17 protein-coding genes are annotated in these 18,186 nt (G+C 64.5%); 13 read left to right on the top strand and 4 right to left on the bottom strand.

Annotation, left to right across the window (positions count from 1 at the left end):
* Window positions 1-14 precede the first annotated feature (14 nt).
* The 9 genes from rplO to I6F09_RS05230 all read left to right on the top strand — a co-directional run bounded on the left by rplO (window position 15) and on the right by I6F09_RS05230 (window position 7,821).
* Window positions 15-500 carry a 50S ribosomal protein L15 gene (rplO, locus tag I6F09_RS05270; RefSeq protein WP_036011044.1) on the top strand — a complete coding sequence of 162 codons (486 nt, stop codon included), beginning with the start codon at window positions 15-17 and terminating at the stop codon, window positions 498-500.
* Between the two features lie 149 nt (window positions 501-649).
* Window positions 650-1,981 carry a preprotein translocase subunit SecY gene (secY, locus tag I6F09_RS05265; RefSeq protein ID WP_036011045.1) on the top strand — a complete coding sequence of 444 codons (1,332 nt, stop codon included), beginning with the start codon at window positions 650-652 and terminating at the stop codon, window positions 1,979-1,981.
* A complete protein-coding gene (locus tag I6F09_RS05260) occupies window positions 1,978-3,189 on the top strand; it encodes a preprotein translocase subunit SecY (protein WP_225187623.1) in 1,212 nt (403 codons plus the stop codon). Before secY ends, I6F09_RS05260 begins: the two co-directional genes overlap by 4 nt.
* On the top strand, window positions 3,186-4,055 hold the full coding sequence (locus I6F09_RS05255; protein ID WP_225151412.1) for an adenylate kinase: 870 nt from the start codon (window positions 3,186-3,188) through the stop codon (window positions 4,053-4,055). The genes I6F09_RS05260 and I6F09_RS05255 overlap by 4 nt, the downstream gene beginning before the upstream one ends.
* Before the next feature lie 187 nt (window positions 4,056-4,242).
* Window positions 4,243-4,611, top strand: coding sequence for a 30S ribosomal protein S13 (gene rpsM, locus I6F09_RS05250; protein ID WP_008549231.1), 369 nt, complete (start codon window positions 4,243-4,245; stop codon window positions 4,609-4,611).
* Between the two features lie 131 nt (window positions 4,612-4,742).
* Window positions 4,743-5,132 (top strand): 30S ribosomal protein S11, encoded by a 390-nt coding sequence (gene rpsK / locus I6F09_RS05245; RefSeq protein WP_007603045.1) that lies wholly within the window; start codon window positions 4,743-4,745, stop codon window positions 5,130-5,132.
* A gap of 114 nt (window positions 5,133-5,246) precedes the next feature.
* Window positions 5,247-6,278 carry a DNA-directed RNA polymerase subunit alpha gene (locus I6F09_RS05240; RefSeq protein WP_036011050.1) on the top strand — a complete coding sequence of 344 codons (1,032 nt, stop codon included), beginning with the start codon at window positions 5,247-5,249 and terminating at the stop codon, window positions 6,276-6,278.
* A gap of 148 nt (window positions 6,279-6,426) precedes the next feature.
* On the top strand, window positions 6,427-6,843 hold the full coding sequence (gene rplQ, locus I6F09_RS05235; protein WP_025036979.1) for a 50S ribosomal protein L17: 417 nt from the start codon (window positions 6,427-6,429) through the stop codon (window positions 6,841-6,843).
* Between the two features lie 189 nt (window positions 6,844-7,032).
* Window positions 7,033-7,821 carry an SDR family oxidoreductase gene (locus I6F09_RS05230; RefSeq protein ID WP_225187622.1) on the top strand — a complete coding sequence of 263 codons (789 nt, stop codon included), beginning with the start codon at window positions 7,033-7,035 and terminating at the stop codon, window positions 7,819-7,821.
* Between the two features lie 14 nt (window positions 7,822-7,835).
* On the opposite strand, the gene I6F09_RS05225 is transcribed toward I6F09_RS05230, so the two are convergent.
* The 3 genes from I6F09_RS05225 to I6F09_RS05215 form a co-directional block, all read right to left on the bottom strand.
* A complete protein-coding gene (locus I6F09_RS05225) occupies window positions 7,836-8,813 on the bottom strand; it encodes a tripartite tricarboxylate transporter substrate binding protein (RefSeq protein ID WP_225187621.1) in 978 nt (325 codons plus the stop codon).
* Window positions 8,814-8,839: 26 nt separating this feature from the next.
* Entirely contained in the window at window positions 8,840-10,333 is a 1,494-nt protein-coding gene (locus tag I6F09_RS05220) for an amidase family protein (RefSeq protein WP_225187620.1), read from the bottom strand.
* A 90-nt stretch (window positions 10,334-10,423) separates the two neighbouring features.
* Window positions 10,424-11,437, bottom strand: coding sequence for a zinc-binding alcohol dehydrogenase family protein (locus tag I6F09_RS05215; RefSeq protein ID WP_225187619.1), 1,014 nt, complete (start codon window positions 11,435-11,437; stop codon window positions 10,424-10,426).
* Between the two features lie 122 nt (window positions 11,438-11,559).
* On the opposite strand from I6F09_RS05215, the gene I6F09_RS05210 reads away from it, so the two are divergent.
* Window positions 11,560-11,934: a helix-turn-helix domain-containing protein gene (locus I6F09_RS05210; RefSeq protein ID WP_225187618.1), complete on the top strand. Its 375-nt coding sequence runs from the start codon at window positions 11,560-11,562 to the stop codon at window positions 11,932-11,934.
* Window positions 11,935-12,140: 206 nt separating this feature from the next.
* Here the strand turns inward: I6F09_RS05210 and I6F09_RS05205 are convergent, their stop codons facing one another.
* Window positions 12,141-13,757 carry an OprO/OprP family phosphate-selective porin gene (locus I6F09_RS05205; protein WP_225187617.1) on the bottom strand — a complete coding sequence of 539 codons (1,617 nt, stop codon included), beginning with the start codon at window positions 13,755-13,757 and terminating at the stop codon, window positions 12,141-12,143.
* 313 nt (window positions 13,758-14,070) lie between these two features.
* Here I6F09_RS05205 and I6F09_RS05200 point away from each other — a divergent pair, with 313 nt between their 5' ends.
* From I6F09_RS05200 to I6F09_RS05190, 3 genes are read left to right on the top strand one after another with little or no spacing between them, the layout of a single operon-like run.
* Window positions 14,071-15,477, top strand: coding sequence for a DegQ family serine endoprotease (locus I6F09_RS05200; RefSeq protein WP_225187616.1), 1,407 nt, complete (start codon window positions 14,071-14,073; stop codon window positions 15,475-15,477).
* On the top strand, window positions 15,474-16,811 hold the full coding sequence (locus I6F09_RS05195) for a replication-associated recombination protein A (protein WP_225187615.1): 1,338 nt from the start codon (window positions 15,474-15,476) through the stop codon (window positions 16,809-16,811). Before I6F09_RS05200 ends, I6F09_RS05195 begins: the two co-directional genes overlap by 4 nt.
* Window positions 16,812-16,863: 52 nt before the next feature.
* Complete coding sequence (locus I6F09_RS05190) at window positions 16,864-18,078, top strand: RluA family pseudouridine synthase (RefSeq protein ID WP_225187614.1); 1,215 nt, start codon at window positions 16,864-16,866, stop codon at window positions 18,076-18,078.
* Window positions 18,079-18,186: the final 108 nt, after the last annotated feature.

Raw genomic sequence — 18,186 nt, 5'->3', positions numbered from 1 at the left:
CAAGGAGAAGGGCGATGAAGCTCAGCGATATCGCCGACAACGCCGGCTCGCGCAAGAAGCGTATGCGCGTCGGCCGCGGCATCGGTTCCGGCAAGGGCAAGCAGTCCGGCCGCGGCGGCAAGGGCCAGACCGCGCGTTCGGGCGTGCGCATCAAGGGTTTCGAAGGCGGCCAGATGCCGATGCATCGCCGTCTGCCCAAGCGCGGCTTCAACAACATCTTCCGCGTCGAGTTCGCCGAGATCAATCTCGACCGGCTCCAGGAAGCGGTCGACGCCAAGAAGATCGACGCCGGCAGCGTCGTCAACGTCGAGGCCCTGGTGAAAGGCGGCGTGCTGCGCCGCGCCAAGGGCGGCCTGCGGCTGCTCGGCCGAGGCGAGCTCAAGTCCAAGCTCAACATCGAAGTGCACGGCGCCAGCAAGACCGCGATCGCCGCGGTCGAGAAGGCCGGCGGTTCGGTGAAGATCCTCGCCCAGCCCAAGGAAGAAGGCGAGGCGGCGTAACAACTGCGTCATTGGCCCGCGCCTCGCGGGCCTTTACGCATGCGGGACGTGGACTTATCGAAGCCGAGCCCCAGATAATGTCCGGCGTCCGCTAATTCAGCCCGGCCGCGGGCATCAACGGCGCAATAGGCGGCGGGAGAAAGTCCAAGATGGTCTCTGCAGCGGAACAACTGGCAGCCAATCTCAATTTCGGCGCGTTTGCCAAGGCCGACGAACTGAAGAAGCGCATCTGGTTCACCCTGGGTGCGCTGCTCGTTTATCGGCTCGGGACCTACATTCCGCTGCCCGGCATCGACCCGAGCGCCTGGGAACAGGTGTTCCGCTCGCAGGCCGGCGGCATCCTCGGCATGTTCAACATGTTCGCCGGCGGCGGCATCAACCGCATGGCGATCTTCGCGCTGAACATCATGCCGTATATCTCGGCCTCCATCATCATCCAGCTGTTGACCACGGTGTCGCCGCAGCTCGAAGCGCTGAAAAAGGAAGGCGAAGCCGGCCGCAAGACGCTGAATCAGTATACCCGCTATCTCACGGTGATCCTGGCCGCGTTCCAGTCCTACGGCATCGCGGTAGGACTTCAGGGCGCCGGCAATGTCGTCAGCGAACCTGGACTGTTTTTCCTGCTCTCGACCTCTATCACGCTGACCGGCGGCACCATGTTCCTGATGTGGCTCGGCGAGCAGATCACCTCGCGCGGCATCGGCAACGGCATTTCGCTGATCATTCTGGCCGGCATCGTCGCCGAGTTGCCCGCGGCACTCGCCGGCATGCTCGAGCTCGGCCGTCAGGGCGCGATGTCGACCGGCCTGATCCTGGTCGTCATCATCATGGCCGTCGTCGTGATCGCCTTCATCGTCTTCATGGAGCGCGCCCAGCGCCGCCTCTTGATCCAGTATCCGAAGCGCCAGGTCGGCAACAAGATGTTCGAGGGCCAGTCCTCGCATCTGCCGCTCAAGCTCAACACCTCCGGCGTGATCCCGCCGATCTTCGCATCCTCGCTACTCCTCTTGCCGACGACGGTTGCGAACTTCAACACGGGTAGCGGGCCGGAATGGTTCCAGTGGATCACGACACAGCTCGGCCATGGCCGTCCGCTGTTCCTGATCATGTATCTGGCGCTGATCGTGTTCTTCGCCTTCTTCTACACCGCGATCGTGTTCAACCCGACCGAGACCGCGGACAATCTGAAGAAGCACGGCGGTTTCATTCCCGGCATTCGCCCGGGCGAACGCACCGCGGAATACATCGACTATGTGCTGTCGCGCATCACCGTGCTGGGTGCGATTTATCTCGCCATCGTCTGCTTGATCCCGGAAATCCTGATCTCCTACGCTTCGGTGCCGTTCTATTTCGGCGGCACCTCGCTGCTGATCGTCGTCAGCGTCACCATGGACACGGTGGCGCAGGTCCAGGGCTATCTGCTGGCGCACCAGTATGAAGGTCTGATCCGCAAGTCCAAGCTGCGGGGCCGCCGTAGATGAGCAGGGAGCTCGCGCGCCGAATCGCTTTCACGATCGGCGCGCTGCTCCTTTTCAGGCTCGGCACGCAGATCCCGATTGCGGGACTGAATCTCTCCGACGTCTCGCCGGCGCTGGATCTCGTCTCCCGGCTTTCGATCTTTGCGCTCGGCCTCATTCCCTATCTGACTGCGGCAATCTTGATCCGGCTGCTGTCCATGGTGTGGCGCGGCCCGAATTCGCTCGAACGATCCGGCGAGGGCGGACGGCGTAAGATCGCACGTGCCACGCTCGGGCTCACACTCGGAATTGCGGCCTTTCAGGCCTACGGCATCGCCTCGGCACTGACGTCGATCCCGGGCCTCGTCAAAAATCCCGACGGCTGGTTCGTGACGACGGCTACGGCCTCGATGGTCGGCGGCGTCGTCGTGCTGGTGTGGCTCAGCGAACAGATGACCCGCTACGGCATCGGCAATGGCTTGGCGCTGATCTTGAGTGCCGGCTTCATCGTCGCCGTTCCGCAAAACATTGCCGGTATCGCGGATCTCGTGCGGAGCGGGACGATCTCGGGCAATCTTGTGCTCGGCCATGTCGTGTTTTGGATCGCGATCGTCGTCGTGATCGTGCTTGTCGAAGGTGCGCGGCGGAATATCCGGGTCCAGTTCGCAGCACAAAGCGTCGGTACGCGGCAGCTGCCTGTGCGCGATGCGGTACTGCCGATTAAGCTCAACAGCGCCGGGTTCGTGATTCCCGTCACCGTGGCGCCGTGGATATTCTATCTGCCGCTTGCCTTTGCGGGCTTCATCCTGGGAGGCGATCATCCCCTGGTTGCCGCAACCTACCGGCATCTCCAGCTGGGGCAGCCGGCGCACCTCATTCTCGTGTCGATCGCCGTGTTCGTGCTCGCCTTCGTCTACACTGCTTATGTGATTGATCCCGAATACACCGCCAAATCCCTGACCCGCCATGAGGGCGCAATTCCCGGTGTCGCTCCCGGCGAGGCCACCGCGGACTATCTCGATCGCGTCGTGTCATTGACGACAGTCGTCGGAGCCGTCTACCTGACGGCGTTGCAGTTGATTCCGGAGGTGTTCGAGCTTTACGGGATCGGGCTGCCTTATAGTATGGTCGTCAATGGTGGTGCAGTGCTGGTTGTGGTTTGCACCGTTCTTGATATCAAAACGCAGGTGCGCGAGGTGTCGCTCACCAATCCGGGGGGCGTACGCCGATGAGAATTATACTTCTGGGACCGCCGGGGTCGGGCAAGGGGACCCAGGCCCAGCTCCTGGTGCAGCGCTATGGCATCGTCCAGCTCTCGACTGGCGAGATGCTGCGTGCCGCGGTTGCGGCCGGCACCCCGGTCGGGTTGAAGGCCAAGGAGATCATGGCGAGCGGCGGCCTCGTGCCCGATGACGTCGTGGTGGGAATCATTTCCGACCGCATCGAGCAGCCGGACGCCAAGAGCGGTTTCATCCTCGACGGTTTCCCCCGCACCGTGCCGCAGGCCGAGGCGCTGGACGAGCTGCTCAAGCGCAAGCACCTCAAGCTGGACGCCGTGATCGAGCTCCGGGTCAATGAGAGTGCGCTTCTGAGCCGCGTCGAGACCCGCGTCGCCCAAATGCGGGAGCGCGGCGAGGAGGTCCGGCTCGACGATACCCCGGAGGTCCTGACCAAGCGGCTGGCCAGCTATCGCAGCCAGACGGAACCGCTGATTCACTACTATTCCGAGCGGCGGAAGCTCTCGACCATCGACGGCATGATGACCATCGACGAGGTCACCCGCGCCATCCATCGCCAGCTGCTGGCTCTGGGGGCGGTCGAGCCCAAGACGCATGCCCGGAGCGCCGCCAAGGCGGCGCCGGCTAAAAAGGCCCAGGCGGGGAAGAAGGCGGCGGCAAGGCCGGCAAAAACGGCCAAAAAGGGCGTCAAATTGGCTAAAAAGGCCGCCAAATCGGCGGTGAAAGGCCCAAAGAAGGCGGCCAAGAAAGCCTCCAAGAAAGCCACCAAGAAAACCGTCAAGAAAGCAGCCAAGAAGTCGGTCAAAAAGGGTGCCAAAAAGGCCGCAAAAAAGGTCACGAAAAAGCGAGCCAAGCGCTAGCAGCGGTTGACGAAAGCCCCCGGAATCCCCTAATAAGCCCCGCATCCAAGTCGGATAGTTTCAGACGATGCCGGGCCCCAGGAAGACCGGGGGTGGGCGTCGTGTTCGCGTTTGTGAACACCTGCCCGAGAAAGCAAGCACTTAAAGCCCGAGCCCTGACGAGGGATCGGCAACAGGAGAGAAGGCCGTGGCCCGTATTGCCGGCGTGAACATTCCCACCAACAAGCGCGTGCTGATCGCGCTCCAGTACATCCATGGCATCGGCCAGAAGATCGCTGGTGAGATCCTCGAGAAGGTGAAGATCCCCGTGGATCGTCGCGTCAATCAGCTCAGCGACGCCGAAGTGCTCCAGATCCGCGAAGTGATCGACCGCGACTATCTCGTCGAGGGCGACCTGCGTCGTGAGGTCGGCATCAACATCAAGCGTCTGATGGACCTCGGCTGCTATCGCGGCCTGCGTCATCGTCGCGGTCTGCCGGTGCGCGGTCAGCGGACCCACACCAATGCGCGCACGCGCAAGGGCCCGGCCAAGGCCATCGCCGGCAAGAAGAAGTAAACTGGCGAATTGGACGTGGCGAGTGGCGAGTAGGGGGCTTCCCTATTCGCCACTCGCTACTCGCTATTCGCTTCCATAGGTGTAGCCGCTGGCATTACGGCGGCGTTTGAGATCTTCAGGAAAGGGACTCAATGGGCAAGGAAGCCACCCGCGTTCGTCGTCGTGAGCGCAAGAACATCGCCTCCGGCGTCGCGCATGTGAACTCGTCGTTCAACAACACGACCATCACCATCACCGACGCGCAGGGCAATACGATCGCCTGGTCCTCGGCCGGCACGATGGGCTTCAAGGGCTCGCGCAAGTCGACCCCGTATGCCGCGCAGGTTGCCGCCGAGGACGTGTCCAAGAAGGCGCAGGAGCACGGCATGCGCACGCTGGAAGTCGAGGTCGCCGGTCCCGGTTCGGGCCGCGAATCGGCGCTCCGCGCGCTCCAGGCTGCCGGCTTCACCGTCACCTCGATCCGCGACGTGACCACGATCCCGCACAACGGCTGCCGTCCCCGCAAGCGTCGGCGCGTTTGATTTTGACGAGCTGCGGGCGCGTCGGCGCCCGCGGCGACTTTGCAAGAAGCCGCGGGAATGATCTGCGGCCTTTCTCCAACGCCAGTATTTGCACCGTCAAATTGACTGGCCTGTATGGGTGAAACAGTGACGATCCAGAAAAATTGGCAAGAACTGATTCGGCCGAACAAGCTCCAGGTCACGCCCGGCAGCGATTCCTCGCGTTTCGCGACCATCGTCGCCGAGCCGCTCGAGCGTGGCTTCGGCCAGACCCTCGGCAATGCGCTGCGCCGCATCCTGCTCTCCTCGCTCCAGGGCGCGGCGGTGCAGTCGGTGCACATCGACGGCGTGCTGCACGAGTTCTCCTCGATCGCGGGCGTCCGTGAGGACGTCACCGACATCGTGCTCAACATCAAGGACATCTCGATCAAGATGCAGGGCGAGGGCCCCAAGCGCATGGTCGTGAAGAAGCAGGGCCCGGGTGTCGTCACCGCGGGCGACATTCAGACGGTCGGCGATGTGGTCGTGCTCAACCCCGATCTGCAGATCTGCACGCTCGACGAGGGCGCCGAGATCCGCATGGAGTTCACGGTCTCGACCGGCAAGGGCTACGTGCCCGCCGAGCGCAACCGTCCCGAGGATGCGCCGATCGGCCTGATCCCGGTCGACAGCCTGTACTCGCCGGTCCGCAAGGTCTCCTACAAGGTCGAGAACACCCGCGAGGGCCAGATCCTCGACTACGACAAGCTGACCATGACGATCGAGACCAACGGCGCGATCACGCCGGATGACTCGGTGGCCTACGCCGCCCGCATCCTGCAGGATCAGCTCAACGTGTTCGTCAACTTCGAAGAGCCGCGCAAGGAAGTCGCCCAGGAGATCATCCCGGACCTCGCCTTCAACCCGGCCTTCCTCAAGAAGGTGGACGAGCTCGAGCTGTCGGTGCGTTCGGCCAACTGCCTGAAGAACGACAACATCGTCTACATCGGCGACCTCGTGCAGAAGAGCGAGGCGGAAATGCTCCGCACCCCGAACTTCGGCCGCAAGTCGCTGAACGAGATCAAGGAAGTGCTGGCCCAGATGGGTCTGCACCTCGGCATGGAAGTGCCGGGCTGGCCGCCGGAGAACATTGACGAACTCGCCAAGCGCTTCGAGGATCATTACTGAGCGAATGGCGAGTAGCGAGTGGCGAGTAGGGGAAGAAGATCGATTCGCTACTCACCATTCGCCACTCGCGGCCTAGGGCGAACGCAGGAAGCCCACCTGAAAACCAGTCGCTGAACCACCGCGACACAATCGAAGAAGGACTACACACATGCGTCACGGCAAGGTTCATCGGAAGCTCAACCGCACGGCCGAGCACCGCAAGGCGATGTTCGCCAACATGGCGGCCGCGCTGATCAAGCACGAGCAGATCGTCACCACGCTGCCCAAGGCCAAGGAGCTTCGCCCGATCGTCGAGAAGCTCGTCACCCTCGGCAAGAAGGGCGGCCTGTCGCTGCGCCGTCAGGCCATCTCCGAGCTGCGCGACGTCGATATGGTCAAGAAGCTCTTCGATACGCTCGCGACCCGCTACAAGGACCGCCAGGGCGGCTACACCCGCATCATCAAGGCCGGCTTCCGCTATGGCGACAACGCCGCGATGGCCGTGATCGAGTTCGTCGATCGCGACGTCGACGCCAAGGGCCAGGATTCCGGCCCGGTGCAGGAGAAGGAAGCCGAGGCGGCGTAAAGCCCGATCGGCATGACGTTTCAAGAGCGGCGCCTTTGGCGCCGCTTTTTTGTTGGAACGGTCGGGTGGACAAAGGCCCGCTCTTGGCGCGCCGTGCCCACCATTCACGCTCCTCACGCGTCGGTGAGCCCCGATTGCAGCTGAGGGAGCCGCTTCCGATATCTCCATCCGCATCCATGGAGATATCGCATGAAGATCGACCTTTCCGGAAAAACCGCTCTCGTGACCGGCTCGACCGCCGGTATCGGCCACGCCATCGCCAGGGGTCTCGCCGGCTCCGGCGCCAGCGTCGTGATCAACGGCCGCGGCCAGGACAAAGTCGATGCGGCGGTGCGCAGGCTGGAAGGGACGGGCGCCAAGGTCCGCGGCATCGCGGCCGACGTCTCGACCGCGGCAGGCTGCAAGGCCCTCGTTGCGGCGCTGCCCGAGGTCGACATCCTCATCAACAATGCCGGCATCTTCGAGCCCAAGGATTTCTTCGACATCCCCGACGAGGACTGGAGCCGATTCTTCGAGGTGAATGTGATGAGCGGCGTGCGCCTATCGCGCGCCTACATGAAGGGCATGCTCGCGCGCAATTGGGGCCGCATCGTCTTCATCTCCTCGGAATCCGGGCTCAACATTCCCGTCGAGATGATCCACTACGGCATGACCAAGACGGCCCAGCTTTCGGTCGCGCGCGGCCTGGCGCAGCTCACCAGCGGCACCGGCGTTACCGTCAATTCCGTGCTGCCGGGCCCGACCATGTCGGAGGGCGTCGAGACCTTCGTCAAGGATCTCGCCAGGCAGAACGGCCAGTCCGTGGACGAAGCCGCCGCCAACTTCGTCAAGCAGCACCGCCCGAGCTCGCTGCTGCAACGCTTCGCCAGCGTCGACGAGATCGCCAACATGGTGGTCTATGTCGCCTCGAAGGAGGCATCCGCCACCAACGGTGCAGCGCTGCGCGCCGAGGGTGGCATCGTCAACACGATCGCCTGAGGGGAAGCGATCGGCTACTCGTCTTTGATGCCGGCCTTCTGCGCGATGTCCTTCATCTCGACCGTCTCTTTGGTCACCGCACCGGCCCAGTCGTCAAAGCGCGCGAAGCGGGGCTCGAAGCCGACCTTGACGAAGCGCTCCACAACGGAGGGGCTGTTGATGACCTCCTCCAGCGTCGCCGTGAGCTTGTCGGGAACCGGTGGCGGCAGTCCCTTGGGCGCGACCACCGCGCCCCACGACGAGAAGTCGATAGCGGGATAGCCGAGCTCTGCCAATGTCGGTACGTCGGGCAGGAATGGTGTGCGCTGGCTGGAGAATACGGCCATCACCTTCACGGCGCCGGCCTCGATCTGCGGCTTCGCGGCGATCACCGTGTCGACATGATACTGGATGTGCTTGCCGATGAGATCGTTCATCGCCGGCGCGCTGCCCTTGTAGGGCAGGTGAACCATCTTGATTCCGGCATTCGACTTGAACAACTCGCCGGCGAAATGCGACACCGTCGCGACGCCGAAGGAGGCCAGCGACAGCTTGTCCGGATTAGCCTTTGCCTCCGCGACGAGCGCAGGCAGATCCTTGACCGGATTGTCCTTATAGGTGACCAGCGCCAGGGTGATCTTGCCGACCCGGCCGAGCGGCTCGAAATCCTTGGCCGCATCGTACGGAACGTTCTCCTTCACGGCGGCCGGCAAGGTGAAGCTCGAATTCGAGCTGAAGAACAGGGTGTACCCGTCGGGGGCCGCGCGCGCGACCTCCTTGGCCGCGATCGTGGTGCCCCCGCCGGGACGGTTCATGATGATGACGGGCTTGCCGAGCCGCGCTTCGAGCTCGCCGCCGATGATGCGGGCCACCACGTCCGAGGCTCCGCCCGGTGGGAACGGGACGATCAATTGCAAGGATTTCTCGGGATAGGCCGATTGCGCGGTTGCGAGCGAGTTGACGCTTATCGAGCCGATCGCGGCGAGCGCTAGCGTCAGGAGCGTTGTTTTCATCGTGTCGTTTTTCCGCGGTTGAGGTTTCAATCGAAGGCTAGAAATCCCGGCTTGTCCGCAATCGGCGGCTGCCCGGCAAGCCACGCAATGTCGGGAACGGGGCGGGCGGTATCCGAATTGGCGGCGAGCACCGCTTCGATTTCGCGCGCGACCGCGAGCGTTAAGAGATCGCCGCCGCGCGGGCCGATCACCTGGATGCCGAACGGCAGGCCGGCGCCGTCGCATCCGGCGGGGATTGCGACGGTGGGATGGCCGACATTGGTGACGGCATAGGCGAGCGCGAGCCAGTGGAAGTAGCTCTTGGTCGGGCGACCGTCGATCTCGGCTGGATAGAGCTCCGACCACGGCCGTGGGCTGATGGTGACCGCAGGCGCGACGATGAAATCGTGATCCGCGTAGAAGGTCTGCCAGCGCCGGTAAAGGTCGGTCTGCATCGAGAGCGCACGCGCCACGTCGGCAGCGGAATAGCCAAGCCCCTCCGCAACATTGTCGCGAACGTTGGGCCCTACCTTGTCCGGAAACTTCTCCACGAGTTCGCGGTGGCGGCCGAGGAATGCGACCGCGCGGAGAATGCTGAACACTTCGTCAGCGCCGGTGCAATCAGGATGAGCCCATTCGACTTTGCGAAACACCGTTTCGAACGAGTTGAGCTTCTGTCTGAAGGCGCGGGCGACCGCCCCCTCGGTCGGCGCAAAGCCGAAATCGCTGGTTGCCGCAATGCGGAGCGCGGAGAGATCGACGCGCGGCGGATTGCGATAAAGCGCCGGCGAAGGCACTCCGCCGGCATGAAGGATTGCCGACAATGGATCGCGGGCGTCACGATCCAACATGCAGGACAGCATCAGGCAAACGTCGGGCACGGTTCTCGCCATCGGCCCGAGCTGCGAGATCTGCAGCCAGGCCATGTTGCGGCTGTTGCTGGCGGTCAGTCCGGGCGAGGGCCGGAAGCCGACCACGCCGCAAAAGGATGCCGGATTCCGCACCGAGCCGCCGGTATCGGATCCGGTCGCGAGCGGCACCATGCCAGTGGCGAGCGCGACGGCCGATCCCCCCGACGAACCGGCGGCGGATCGATTGGGATCGAAGGGATTGCCGGTCGCGCCATATACGGCGTTGCGCGTATTGCCGCCGGCGCCCCATTCCGGCACATTCGTCTTGCCGATGACGATCGCTCCCTCGCGCTTGAGCATCGCGACGATGGCCTCGTCCTGCCTGGCGACATTGTCCGCGAACAGCACGCTGCCGAAGCTGGTCGGCAACCCCTCCGCATCGATCAGGTCTTTGACACCGAGCGGCAGCCCATGCACGGCGCCGAGGGTCTCACCGCGCATCACGGCGGCCTCGCGCTCGCGCGCCGTCTTGCGCGCGGTTTCGAACGAGCGCGCAACGACGGCATTGACCGCCGGATCGACCGCTTCGATGCGGCGGATGCAGCTATCCGTCAGCTCGACGGGGGAAAGCTTGCGTTGGCCAATCAGCGTGCGTGCAGCGACCGCTGACAGGTCGCATGGTTCGGTCATCATCAATCTGCTTGTTGCTGGTCCCGGCGGGCGGGGGGTCGGCCCTCTTGTCCGGGACCGCAGACGCATGATGCATCAATCGTGCCAAGCCTACCACCCCTCCAGCACGATCTTGCCGCGCGACTTGCCGCTCTCCAGCAACTCGTGCGCGCGCTTGAGGTTGGCGGCGTTGATCGTGCCGAAGGTCTGGTCCAGCGTGGTGCGCAGCACGCCCTTGTCGATGAGGTCGGCGACGTCATCGAGCAGATGATGCTGGGCGATCATGTCAGGGGTCTGGAACGAGGAGCGCGTGAACATCGATTCCCAGTGCACCGAGATCGCCTTGCCCTTGAACGCGGCAATCGTGAACTCCGGGGGATCGTCGATCAGGCCGAACTTGCCCTGCGGTGCCATGAATTCCGCAATCGCCTTGTAGTGCTGGTCGGTAAAGGTGAGGCTGGCCACGAGTGCGACCGGCGGCAGCTTCAGTTTCTCGATCTGCTCCTTCATCGGCTTGCCATGGTCGATCACCGCATGCGCGCCGAGATCGAGGCACCATTTCTGCGACTCCGGCCGCGTCGCGGTGGCGAGCACCGTCAGCCCGGTGAGGCGGCGGGCGAGCTGGATCAGGATCGAGCCGACGCCGCCGGCGCCGCCCGTGATCAAGAGGGTACGCGGATCGACGCTCTTGCCCGGCACTGCGCCGAGCCGGTCGAACAGTAGCTCCCAGGCGGTGATGGAGGTGAGGGGAAGAGCGGCGGCTTGCGCGAACGAAAGACTCTTCGGTTTGCCGCCGACGATGCGCTCGTCGACCAGGTGGAATTCGGCATTGGTGCCCTGACGCAGGATCGACCCGGCGTAGAAGACCTCTTCCCCCGGCTTGAACAGCGTCACGTCAGGGCCGACAGCATCGACTACGCCGGCCGCGTCATAGCCGAGGATTTTCGTCTCGCCCTCTGGCGGGGCGGCGCGCTTGCGCACCTTGTAGTCGACCGGATTGGCCGAGATCGCTTTCACCGCGACGCGGATGTCGCGCCCTTTGGGCTCGGGTTTTGCGGTCTCGAAATCGAACAGTGACTCCGCGTCCTCGATCGGAAGCGATTTCTTGTAGCCGACGGCCTTCATGGCGTGTCTCCATCAGATGGCTTTGTTCGCCTGCTGTCTTAACTGTCGCTCTGGCTCCGATTTGGCAAGTACTGTAAATTCGGGGATATAGTCCCTGTTTGGATACTATTGGGAAATGCCGCATGAAACGCCGTAATTTCGCCCGCCGTCCAGGCTGCTCGGTCGAGGCAACGCTGGACCTGATCGACGGCAAGTGGAAGGGCGTGATCCTCTACCACCTGCAGAGCGGCACCCAGCGCTTCGGCGAATTGCGCCGCCGGATGCCCGGCATCACCCAGCGCATGCTGACGAAGCAGCTGCGCGCGCTGGAGGAAGACAAGCTCGTCATCCGCAACGTCTATGCCGAGGTGCCGCCGCGCGTGGAGTATTGCCTGTCCGAGCTGGGCGAGAGCCTGAGGCCCGTGATCGACATCCTGAAGGCCTGGGGCGAGAGCCACCAGGAGCGGCTGTCCTGCGCGCCGCCGCCGGTGATCGTGAAGAAGAAGCGCGCGGCGTGATGAAGGTGAGGGGCGGTGCCGTCACCCGACGGGGAGAGGTCGAATTGCGCCTGGCGATGCGAAGCATCGTCCAGTGCAATTCGGGTGAGGGGGCGCGGTATTCTCGATAGAGCGTAACCCCTCACCCGCGCCGGAGCCTGTCATCGGGCGCGCCTTCGGCGCGACCCGGTGGGCGCGACCTCTCCCAACCGGAGAGGCGACGAGGTCTAGAACGCGAACTGCGTGCGCATCGCGACCGCGTCGAACTTCGAGCCGACGTCGGCGGTCGAGATCGGCGAGGCCTGTCGCGACACCGTGCCGTGCAGATAGTCGAGCATGAAGCGCACGTTGCCGTTGACGTACCAGTTGAGCGCGAGCGTATAGACGGTCTGCCGGCCGCCTGCGACGCCGCTCGCGGTCGCGAGCTGATCGTTGAGGTCGATCGTCGAGAACCGTCCTGCGATCTCCCACGCGCCCCAGCCGCCGCCGCCGTCGAGAGAGAACGGATGCGCCGGCTTGACGCCGCTATAGGCCGCGTTCGCCGCATTGTACGACCGGCCCTCGCCGGTCAGCACATAGCCGGCCTGCGCATAGCCGCCCTGGAATTTCAGGCTCGGTGCGCCCGTCAGCGGCACGGCAGTGTTGGCGGTGCGATCGACATTGTACCAGAAATACTCGCCCTGGACGATGAACGGACCGTAGGTCGCCGCCGCCTCGACGCTGTAGACCTGCGCGCCCGCGGCGTTGGCGATGGCGCCGGTCGAGATCAGCGTGGTCGGGTCGAGCCGCAATTCCGGACGATCGCTGAGCGTGACCGTCTGGGTGTTGGCGATCAGATTGCGCGGTGGCTGGATCAGCCATTGCGCATTGGCGCCGATATGCACGGAGTAGTCCTTGGTGCTGATCGGATTGCCGGCCACGCGCGCCACGGCACCATATTGCTCGCTGGTGCCGGGCGGCGCCGCGCTCGAGGCGGAATGGATCGCGCCAGTCGAGGGGCCCGTGACATAGCCGCCGATCCAGAGCTGGTCGTTGAACCAGCGCGCACCGGCTGCGGAACGGAAGTCACCGGCGGCAATGTTGGTTGCGATCACGCCGGGCGAGGCGCGCTCCATGAACATGATGTCGTTCGAGCTCGTGGCTTCATCCATGGTGTAGGGCAGGTCCATGATGCCGGCCTCGATCGCCATCTTGCCGCCGAACGGCTTCAGGCCGGTATAGCTGATATAGGCGTTCTCGACGCCGGAGACGGCGCCGCCGGGCAGCGATCCCGGAGCAGTGCCGCCAAATCCGTCGGACGAGCCGCCGAAATCGTAGACCAGTGCGAAATTCCAATCGTGGAAGAACTTGCCGGTGACACCGATGCGCGCGCGGCGGACGTTCTGGCCGCTGTCGAGCTTTTGCGGCACGGTGGCCGCGGTGTTGGGACGATAGTCATAGCCGCCGACGTCCCAATGCAGGCGGCTGGTGATGGCGACGCAGTTGGCCTGGTCGGCGGTGCAGATCGTCGGCCGGTTGTTCGGCATCGTCACGACGACGCCGGAGGCCGGCGCCGGCCCCTTGACCGGGATTGCCGCGTTGGCATTGGCCACCGCGGCCTTTGCCTCCGCGCGCGCCTCGGCCTTTGCCTCAGCCTTGGCTTCGACTTTCACCTTTGCTGCGGCGGCCGTGTTCGCCGCGGTCTGGCTCTGCAGCTTGTCGAGCTTCTGCTCGAGCATCTTCAACTGCTGCTTCAACAGCACGATCTCCTGCTCGCTGCTGCTTGCCGACTGGGCCTGGGCCTGCGAGGCTGCCAGCGCGCCGGCGAGACCAATCGCGGTCGCCGCAATTCTTGTTCTGCTCACGTTACGCCTCCATCTTCCAACTGTTTTCCTGAAGTCGCGAACGGAGAGCCTAGGTGTGATCGATGACTGCCCCGCGACGCTGCGATCGGTTGCATGGGTTCCTACTGATGCAAATTCGCCTCAACCGAATCCGCCTCACACCACCATGCAAGATGACGTACATCATGCCAATCCGCCGCCGGGCAAATTGCCGATTCGCACGGCACCCTTGCATCCCGGACACGGCTTCGAGGCGGCCGAATATTGCCCTCCGGCGCCCTTCTATTGGGGGGCGAACGCGCCTATATTCCGGCGTCTTTTCCAAGAGGTAGGAATGTTTCGAGCGACCTGGACTGCCGCCGTCACGGCGCTGTGCGTAGCCTTTTTGGCCACCTTCAATCCGACTGCTGCGCAGGACCGTCGGGTCCCGTCGTCGCCGGCCGAGCTGCGGATGTCCTATGCTCCGATCGTGCAGCGGGTGCAGCCGGCGGTCGTCAACGTCTATGCCGCAAAGGTGGTGCAGAACCGCAATCCGCTATTGGACGATCCGATTTTCCGCCGCTTCTTCGGCGTGCCTGGCCAGCAGCCCGAGCAGATGCAGCGCTCGCTCGGCTCCGGCGTCATCGTCGATGCCTCCGGCCTCGTCGTCACCAACGTCCACGTCATCGAGGGCGCCGACCAGGTGAAGGTGTCGCTGTCGGACAAGCGCGAGTTCGAGGCCGAGATCCTGCTCAAGGATTCCCGGACCGATCTCGCCGTGCTGCGCCTGAAGGACAGCAGGGAGAAGTTCCCGACGCTGGACTTCACCAATTCCGATGAGCTCTTGGTCGGCGACGTCGTGCTCGCGATCGGCAATCCCTTCGGCGTCGGCCAGACCGTGACCCAGGGTATCATTTCGGCGCTGGCGCGCACGCAAGTCGGCATCACCGATTATCAGTTCTTCATTCAGACCGATGCGGCGATCAATCCGGGCAATTCCGGCGGCGCGCTGGTCGACATGGGCGGCAAGCTCGCCGGCATCAATACCGCGATCTATTCGCGCTCCGGCGGTTCGCAAGGCATCGGCTTTGCGATTCCCGCCAACATGGTGCGCGTTGTCGTCGCCTCCGCCAAGAGCGGCGGCAAGGCGGTGAAGCGTCCCTGGCTCGGCGCGAAATTGCAGGCGGTGACGCCCGAGATCGCGGAGAGCCTCGGCCTGCGCTCGCCGACCGGTGCGCTGGTCGCGAGCGTAGTGTCGAACGGTCCGGCGGCCAAAGCCGGCCTGAAATCCTCCGACCTCATCACCGGGATCGACGGCCAGATCGTGGATGATCCCAACGCCTTCGACTATCGCTTCGCAACCCGTCCGCTCGGCGGCACGGCGCAGCTCGACGTGCAGCGCGGCGGCAAGTCGGTGAAGCTGACGGTAGCGCTGGAGACCGCGCCCGACACCGGACGCAACGAGCTCGTCGTCACCGCGCGCTCGCCGTTCCAGGGCGCGAAGGTTTCGACCATCACGCCGGCCGTTGCCGATGAGCTGCGTCTGGATGCCGATACGGAAGGTGTCGTGATCACCGACATCGGCGGCGATACCGCTGCTGCGAGTGTCGGCTTCCAGAAGGGCGACATCATCCTCGCCGTCAACAATCAGAAGATCAGCAAGACCGGCGACCTCGAGAAGGCCGCAGGTGAACGCGCGCGGATCTGGCGCATCACGCTGGTGCGCGGTGGCCAGCAGATCAACGTCACGCTGGGCGGATGAGTCCGAAGCGGCCAAAGGAGACACCGACTCTCTTCGCCGCAGCGGGGCTCGATCACGATGCGCCCCATCCGCTGCCGGACCGGCTGCGCCCGCGTCTGTTGTCGGAGGTCGTCGGCCAGGATCACATCCTCGGCCCCGACGGTGCGCTGACGCGCATGCTGGAGACGCGCACGCTCGGCTCGTTGGTGTTCTGGGGGCCGCCGGGCACCGGCAAGACCACGGTGGCGCGGCTTCTGGCTGACGCGACGGATCTGCATTTCGAGCAGATCTCCGCGGTGTTCTCCGGCGTCGCCGACCTCAAGAAGGCGTTCGATGCCGCGCGCGCCCGCCGCGAGATGGGCAAGGGCACGCTGCTGTTCGTCGATGAGGTGCACAGATTCAACCGCGCCCAGCAGGACTCCTTTCTGCCGGTGATGGAAGACGGCACGGTCGTCATGGTCGGCGCCACCACCGAGAACCCGTCCTTCGAGCTCAACGCGGCGTTGCTCTCGCGTGCGCGCGTGCTGGTGTTCCGCTCGCTCGATGCCGCCGCGATCGAAAAGCTGTTCGAGCATGCCGAAGCCGTCGAGGGCAGGAAGCTGCCGCTCGATGCGGAGGCGCGCGCGGTGCTGGTGCGCATGGCCGACGGCGATGGCCGTGCGTCGTTGACGCTCGCCGAAGAGGTCTGGCGTTCGGCGCGGGCGGACGAGATTTTCAATGCCGCGCAGTTGCAGGAGATCCTGCAGCGCCGCGCGCCGATCTACGATAAGTCGGCCGACGGCCACTACAATCTGATCTCGGCGCTGCATAAATCGGTGCGCGGCTCCGATCCTGATGCCGCGCTGTATTACCTCGCGCGCATGCTGGACGCCGGCGAAGACCCGCTGTTCCTGGCCCGCCGCGTCGTGCGCATGGCGGTCGAGGACATCGGGCTTGCCGATCCGCAGGCGCTCGTCATCGCCAATGCCGCCAAGGACGCCTTCGACTTCCTCGGCCATCCCGAGGGCGAGCTCGCCATCGCCCAGGCCGTGGTCTATCTCGCCACCGCGCCGAAATCGAACGCGGTCTACACCGCCTTCGGCACCGCCATGCAGGTCGCCAAGCAGGCCGGCTCGCTGCTGCCGCCAAAGCACATCCTCAATTCCCCGACCAAGCTGATGAAGTCGGAAGGCTACGGCTCCGGCTACGCATACGACCACGATGCGCCGGACGCCTTCTCCGGCCAGGACTACTTCCCGGAGGCCCTGGGACGCCAGACCTTCTACGACCCGCCCGAGCGCGGCTTTGAACGCGAGATCAGGAAGCGGCTGGATTACTGGGCCAAGCTGAGGAAGGAGCGGGGCGGCTCGCCCTAGAAGCGGCCATTTCGTCGTGACGGAAGGCCGCTTTTAGGCTACGCAGGCAACCATGAGCCGCCGTATCAAGAGAATGAACCCAAAGCCGCGTTCGCGTGACGAGCGCGACGATTCGCGGCCGCATCAGGCGCGTAGCGCGAAGAAGGCCGGGCCGCGTCCGGGTGGCAAGCCTGGCGGTAAGCCGCCGCGCTTTGTCGGCGAGCGCGCCGAGCGGCGTCCGCCCAAAGCGGTCCAGGAGAGGCCTGCGCCTGAAAAATCCGTGGAGGCGCTGCTGCCGACCAAGGTGCAGACCGTCACGGTCACGGCCGACGAGAACAACATGCGCGTGGATCGATTCCTCGAGGCGCGCTTTCCCGGCCTGTCGTTCTCCCACATCCAGCGCGTCGTGCGCAAAGGCGAGCTGCGCGTCGATGGCAAGCGCGTCGACAGCAAAGACCGGCTGGAGGAGGGACAGAGCGTCCGCATTCCGCCGCTCAAGCTCGACGCGCCGAAGGTCGTTGGGGAGCTCTCGGACGCTGCGCAAAAAACGCTCAAGGCGCTGAAGGAGATGATGATCTGGGAGGACGACGACGTCCTCGTCCTGAACAAGCCGGCCGGCCTTGCCGTGCAGGGCGGCTCGGGCATGACGCGGCACATCGATCAGATGCTGGAGGTGATGCGCGATGCCAAGGGCCAGAAGCCGCGTCTCGTCCACCGTATCGATCGCGAGACCTCGGGCTGTCTGCTGATCGCCAAGACGCGCTTTGCCGCCTCGCATCTGACCGGTGCATTCCGCTCGCGCTCGGCGCGAAAGGTCTATTGGGCCCTGGTGCCGGGCCTGCCGAAGCCGAAGCAGGGCCGCATCTCGACCTTCCTCGCCAAGGAGGAGGGCGAGGACGACACCATCATGCGCATCGCCGAGCATGGCGATGAGGGCGCCAGTCACGCGGTGACGTACTACGCCGTGGTCGAGACCGCCGGTAACAAGCTGACCTGGGTGTCGCTGAAGCCGGTGACGGGCCGCACCCACCAGCTCCGCGCCCACATGGCCCATATCGGCCATCCCATCGTCGGCGATCCCAAATATTTCAACATCGAGAACTGGCAGCTGCCGGGCGGCCTGCAGAACCGGCTGCATCTGCTCGCACGGCGCATCGTTATCCCGCATCCGCGCGGCGGCGTGATCGACGCCACCGCGCCGTTGCCGCCGCACATGCAGCAGTCGTGGAACCTGCTCGGGCTGGACGCAAGCCGGTTCGACCCGATCGAGAATGCGCCGGAGGAGTAGAGCTGAGCTCCGCTGCTAGCCCGTCATTGCGAGGAGCTCTTGCGACGAAGCAATCCAGACTTCCTCTGCCGAAAGATTCTGGATTGCTTCGCGGAGCCTGTCATCGGG

The sequence above is a fragment of the Bradyrhizobium sp. IC3195 genome, from assembly GCF_020193585.1.
Lineage (GTDB): Bacteria > Pseudomonadota > Alphaproteobacteria > Rhizobiales > Xanthobacteraceae > Bradyrhizobium > Bradyrhizobium yuanmingense.
Note: the sequence above shows the minus strand (reverse complement) of the source record. Positions and strands in the feature narration are given on the sequence as shown.

Excerpts from the sequence above, each read along its gene's own strand:
- rplO (WP_036011044.1), top strand. The coding sequence starts at position 15 with ATGAAGCTCAGCGATATCGCCGACAACGCCGGCTCGCGCAAGAAGCGT.
- secY (WP_036011045.1), top strand. The coding sequence starts at position 650 with ATGGTCTCTGCAGCGGAACAACTGGCAGCCAATCTCAATTTCGGCGCG.
- I6F09_RS05260 (WP_225187623.1), top strand. The coding sequence starts at position 1,978 with ATGAGCAGGGAGCTCGCGCGCCGAATCGCTTTCACGATCGGCGCGCTG.
- I6F09_RS05255 (WP_225151412.1), top strand. The coding sequence starts at position 3,186 with ATGAGAATTATACTTCTGGGACCGCCGGGGTCGGGCAAGGGGACCCAG.
- rpsK (WP_007603045.1), top strand. The coding sequence starts at position 4,743 with ATGGGCAAGGAAGCCACCCGCGTTCGTCGTCGTGAGCGCAAGAACATC.
- I6F09_RS05240 (WP_036011050.1), top strand. The coding sequence starts at position 5,247 with ATGGGTGAAACAGTGACGATCCAGAAAAATTGGCAAGAACTGATTCGG.
- rplQ (WP_025036979.1), top strand. The coding sequence starts at position 6,427 with ATGCGTCACGGCAAGGTTCATCGGAAGCTCAACCGCACGGCCGAGCAC.
- I6F09_RS05230 (WP_225187622.1), top strand. The coding sequence starts at position 7,033 with ATGAAGATCGACCTTTCCGGAAAAACCGCTCTCGTGACCGGCTCGACC.
- I6F09_RS05225 (WP_225187621.1), bottom strand. The coding sequence starts at position 8,813 with ATGAAAACAACGCTCCTGACGCTAGCGCTCGCCGCGATCGGCTCGATA.
- I6F09_RS05220 (WP_225187620.1), bottom strand. The coding sequence starts at position 10,333 with ATGACCGAACCATGCGACCTGTCAGCGGTCGCTGCACGCACGCTGATT.
- I6F09_RS05215 (WP_225187619.1), bottom strand. The coding sequence starts at position 11,437 with ATGAAGGCCGTCGGCTACAAGAAATCGCTTCCGATCGAGGACGCGGAG.
- I6F09_RS05210 (WP_225187618.1), top strand. The coding sequence starts at position 11,560 with ATGAAACGCCGTAATTTCGCCCGCCGTCCAGGCTGCTCGGTCGAGGCA.
- I6F09_RS05200 (WP_225187616.1), top strand. The coding sequence starts at position 14,071 with ATGTTTCGAGCGACCTGGACTGCCGCCGTCACGGCGCTGTGCGTAGCC.
- I6F09_RS05195 (WP_225187615.1), top strand. The coding sequence starts at position 15,474 with ATGAGTCCGAAGCGGCCAAAGGAGACACCGACTCTCTTCGCCGCAGCG.
- I6F09_RS05190 (WP_225187614.1), top strand. The coding sequence starts at position 16,864 with ATGAGCCGCCGTATCAAGAGAATGAACCCAAAGCCGCGTTCGCGTGAC.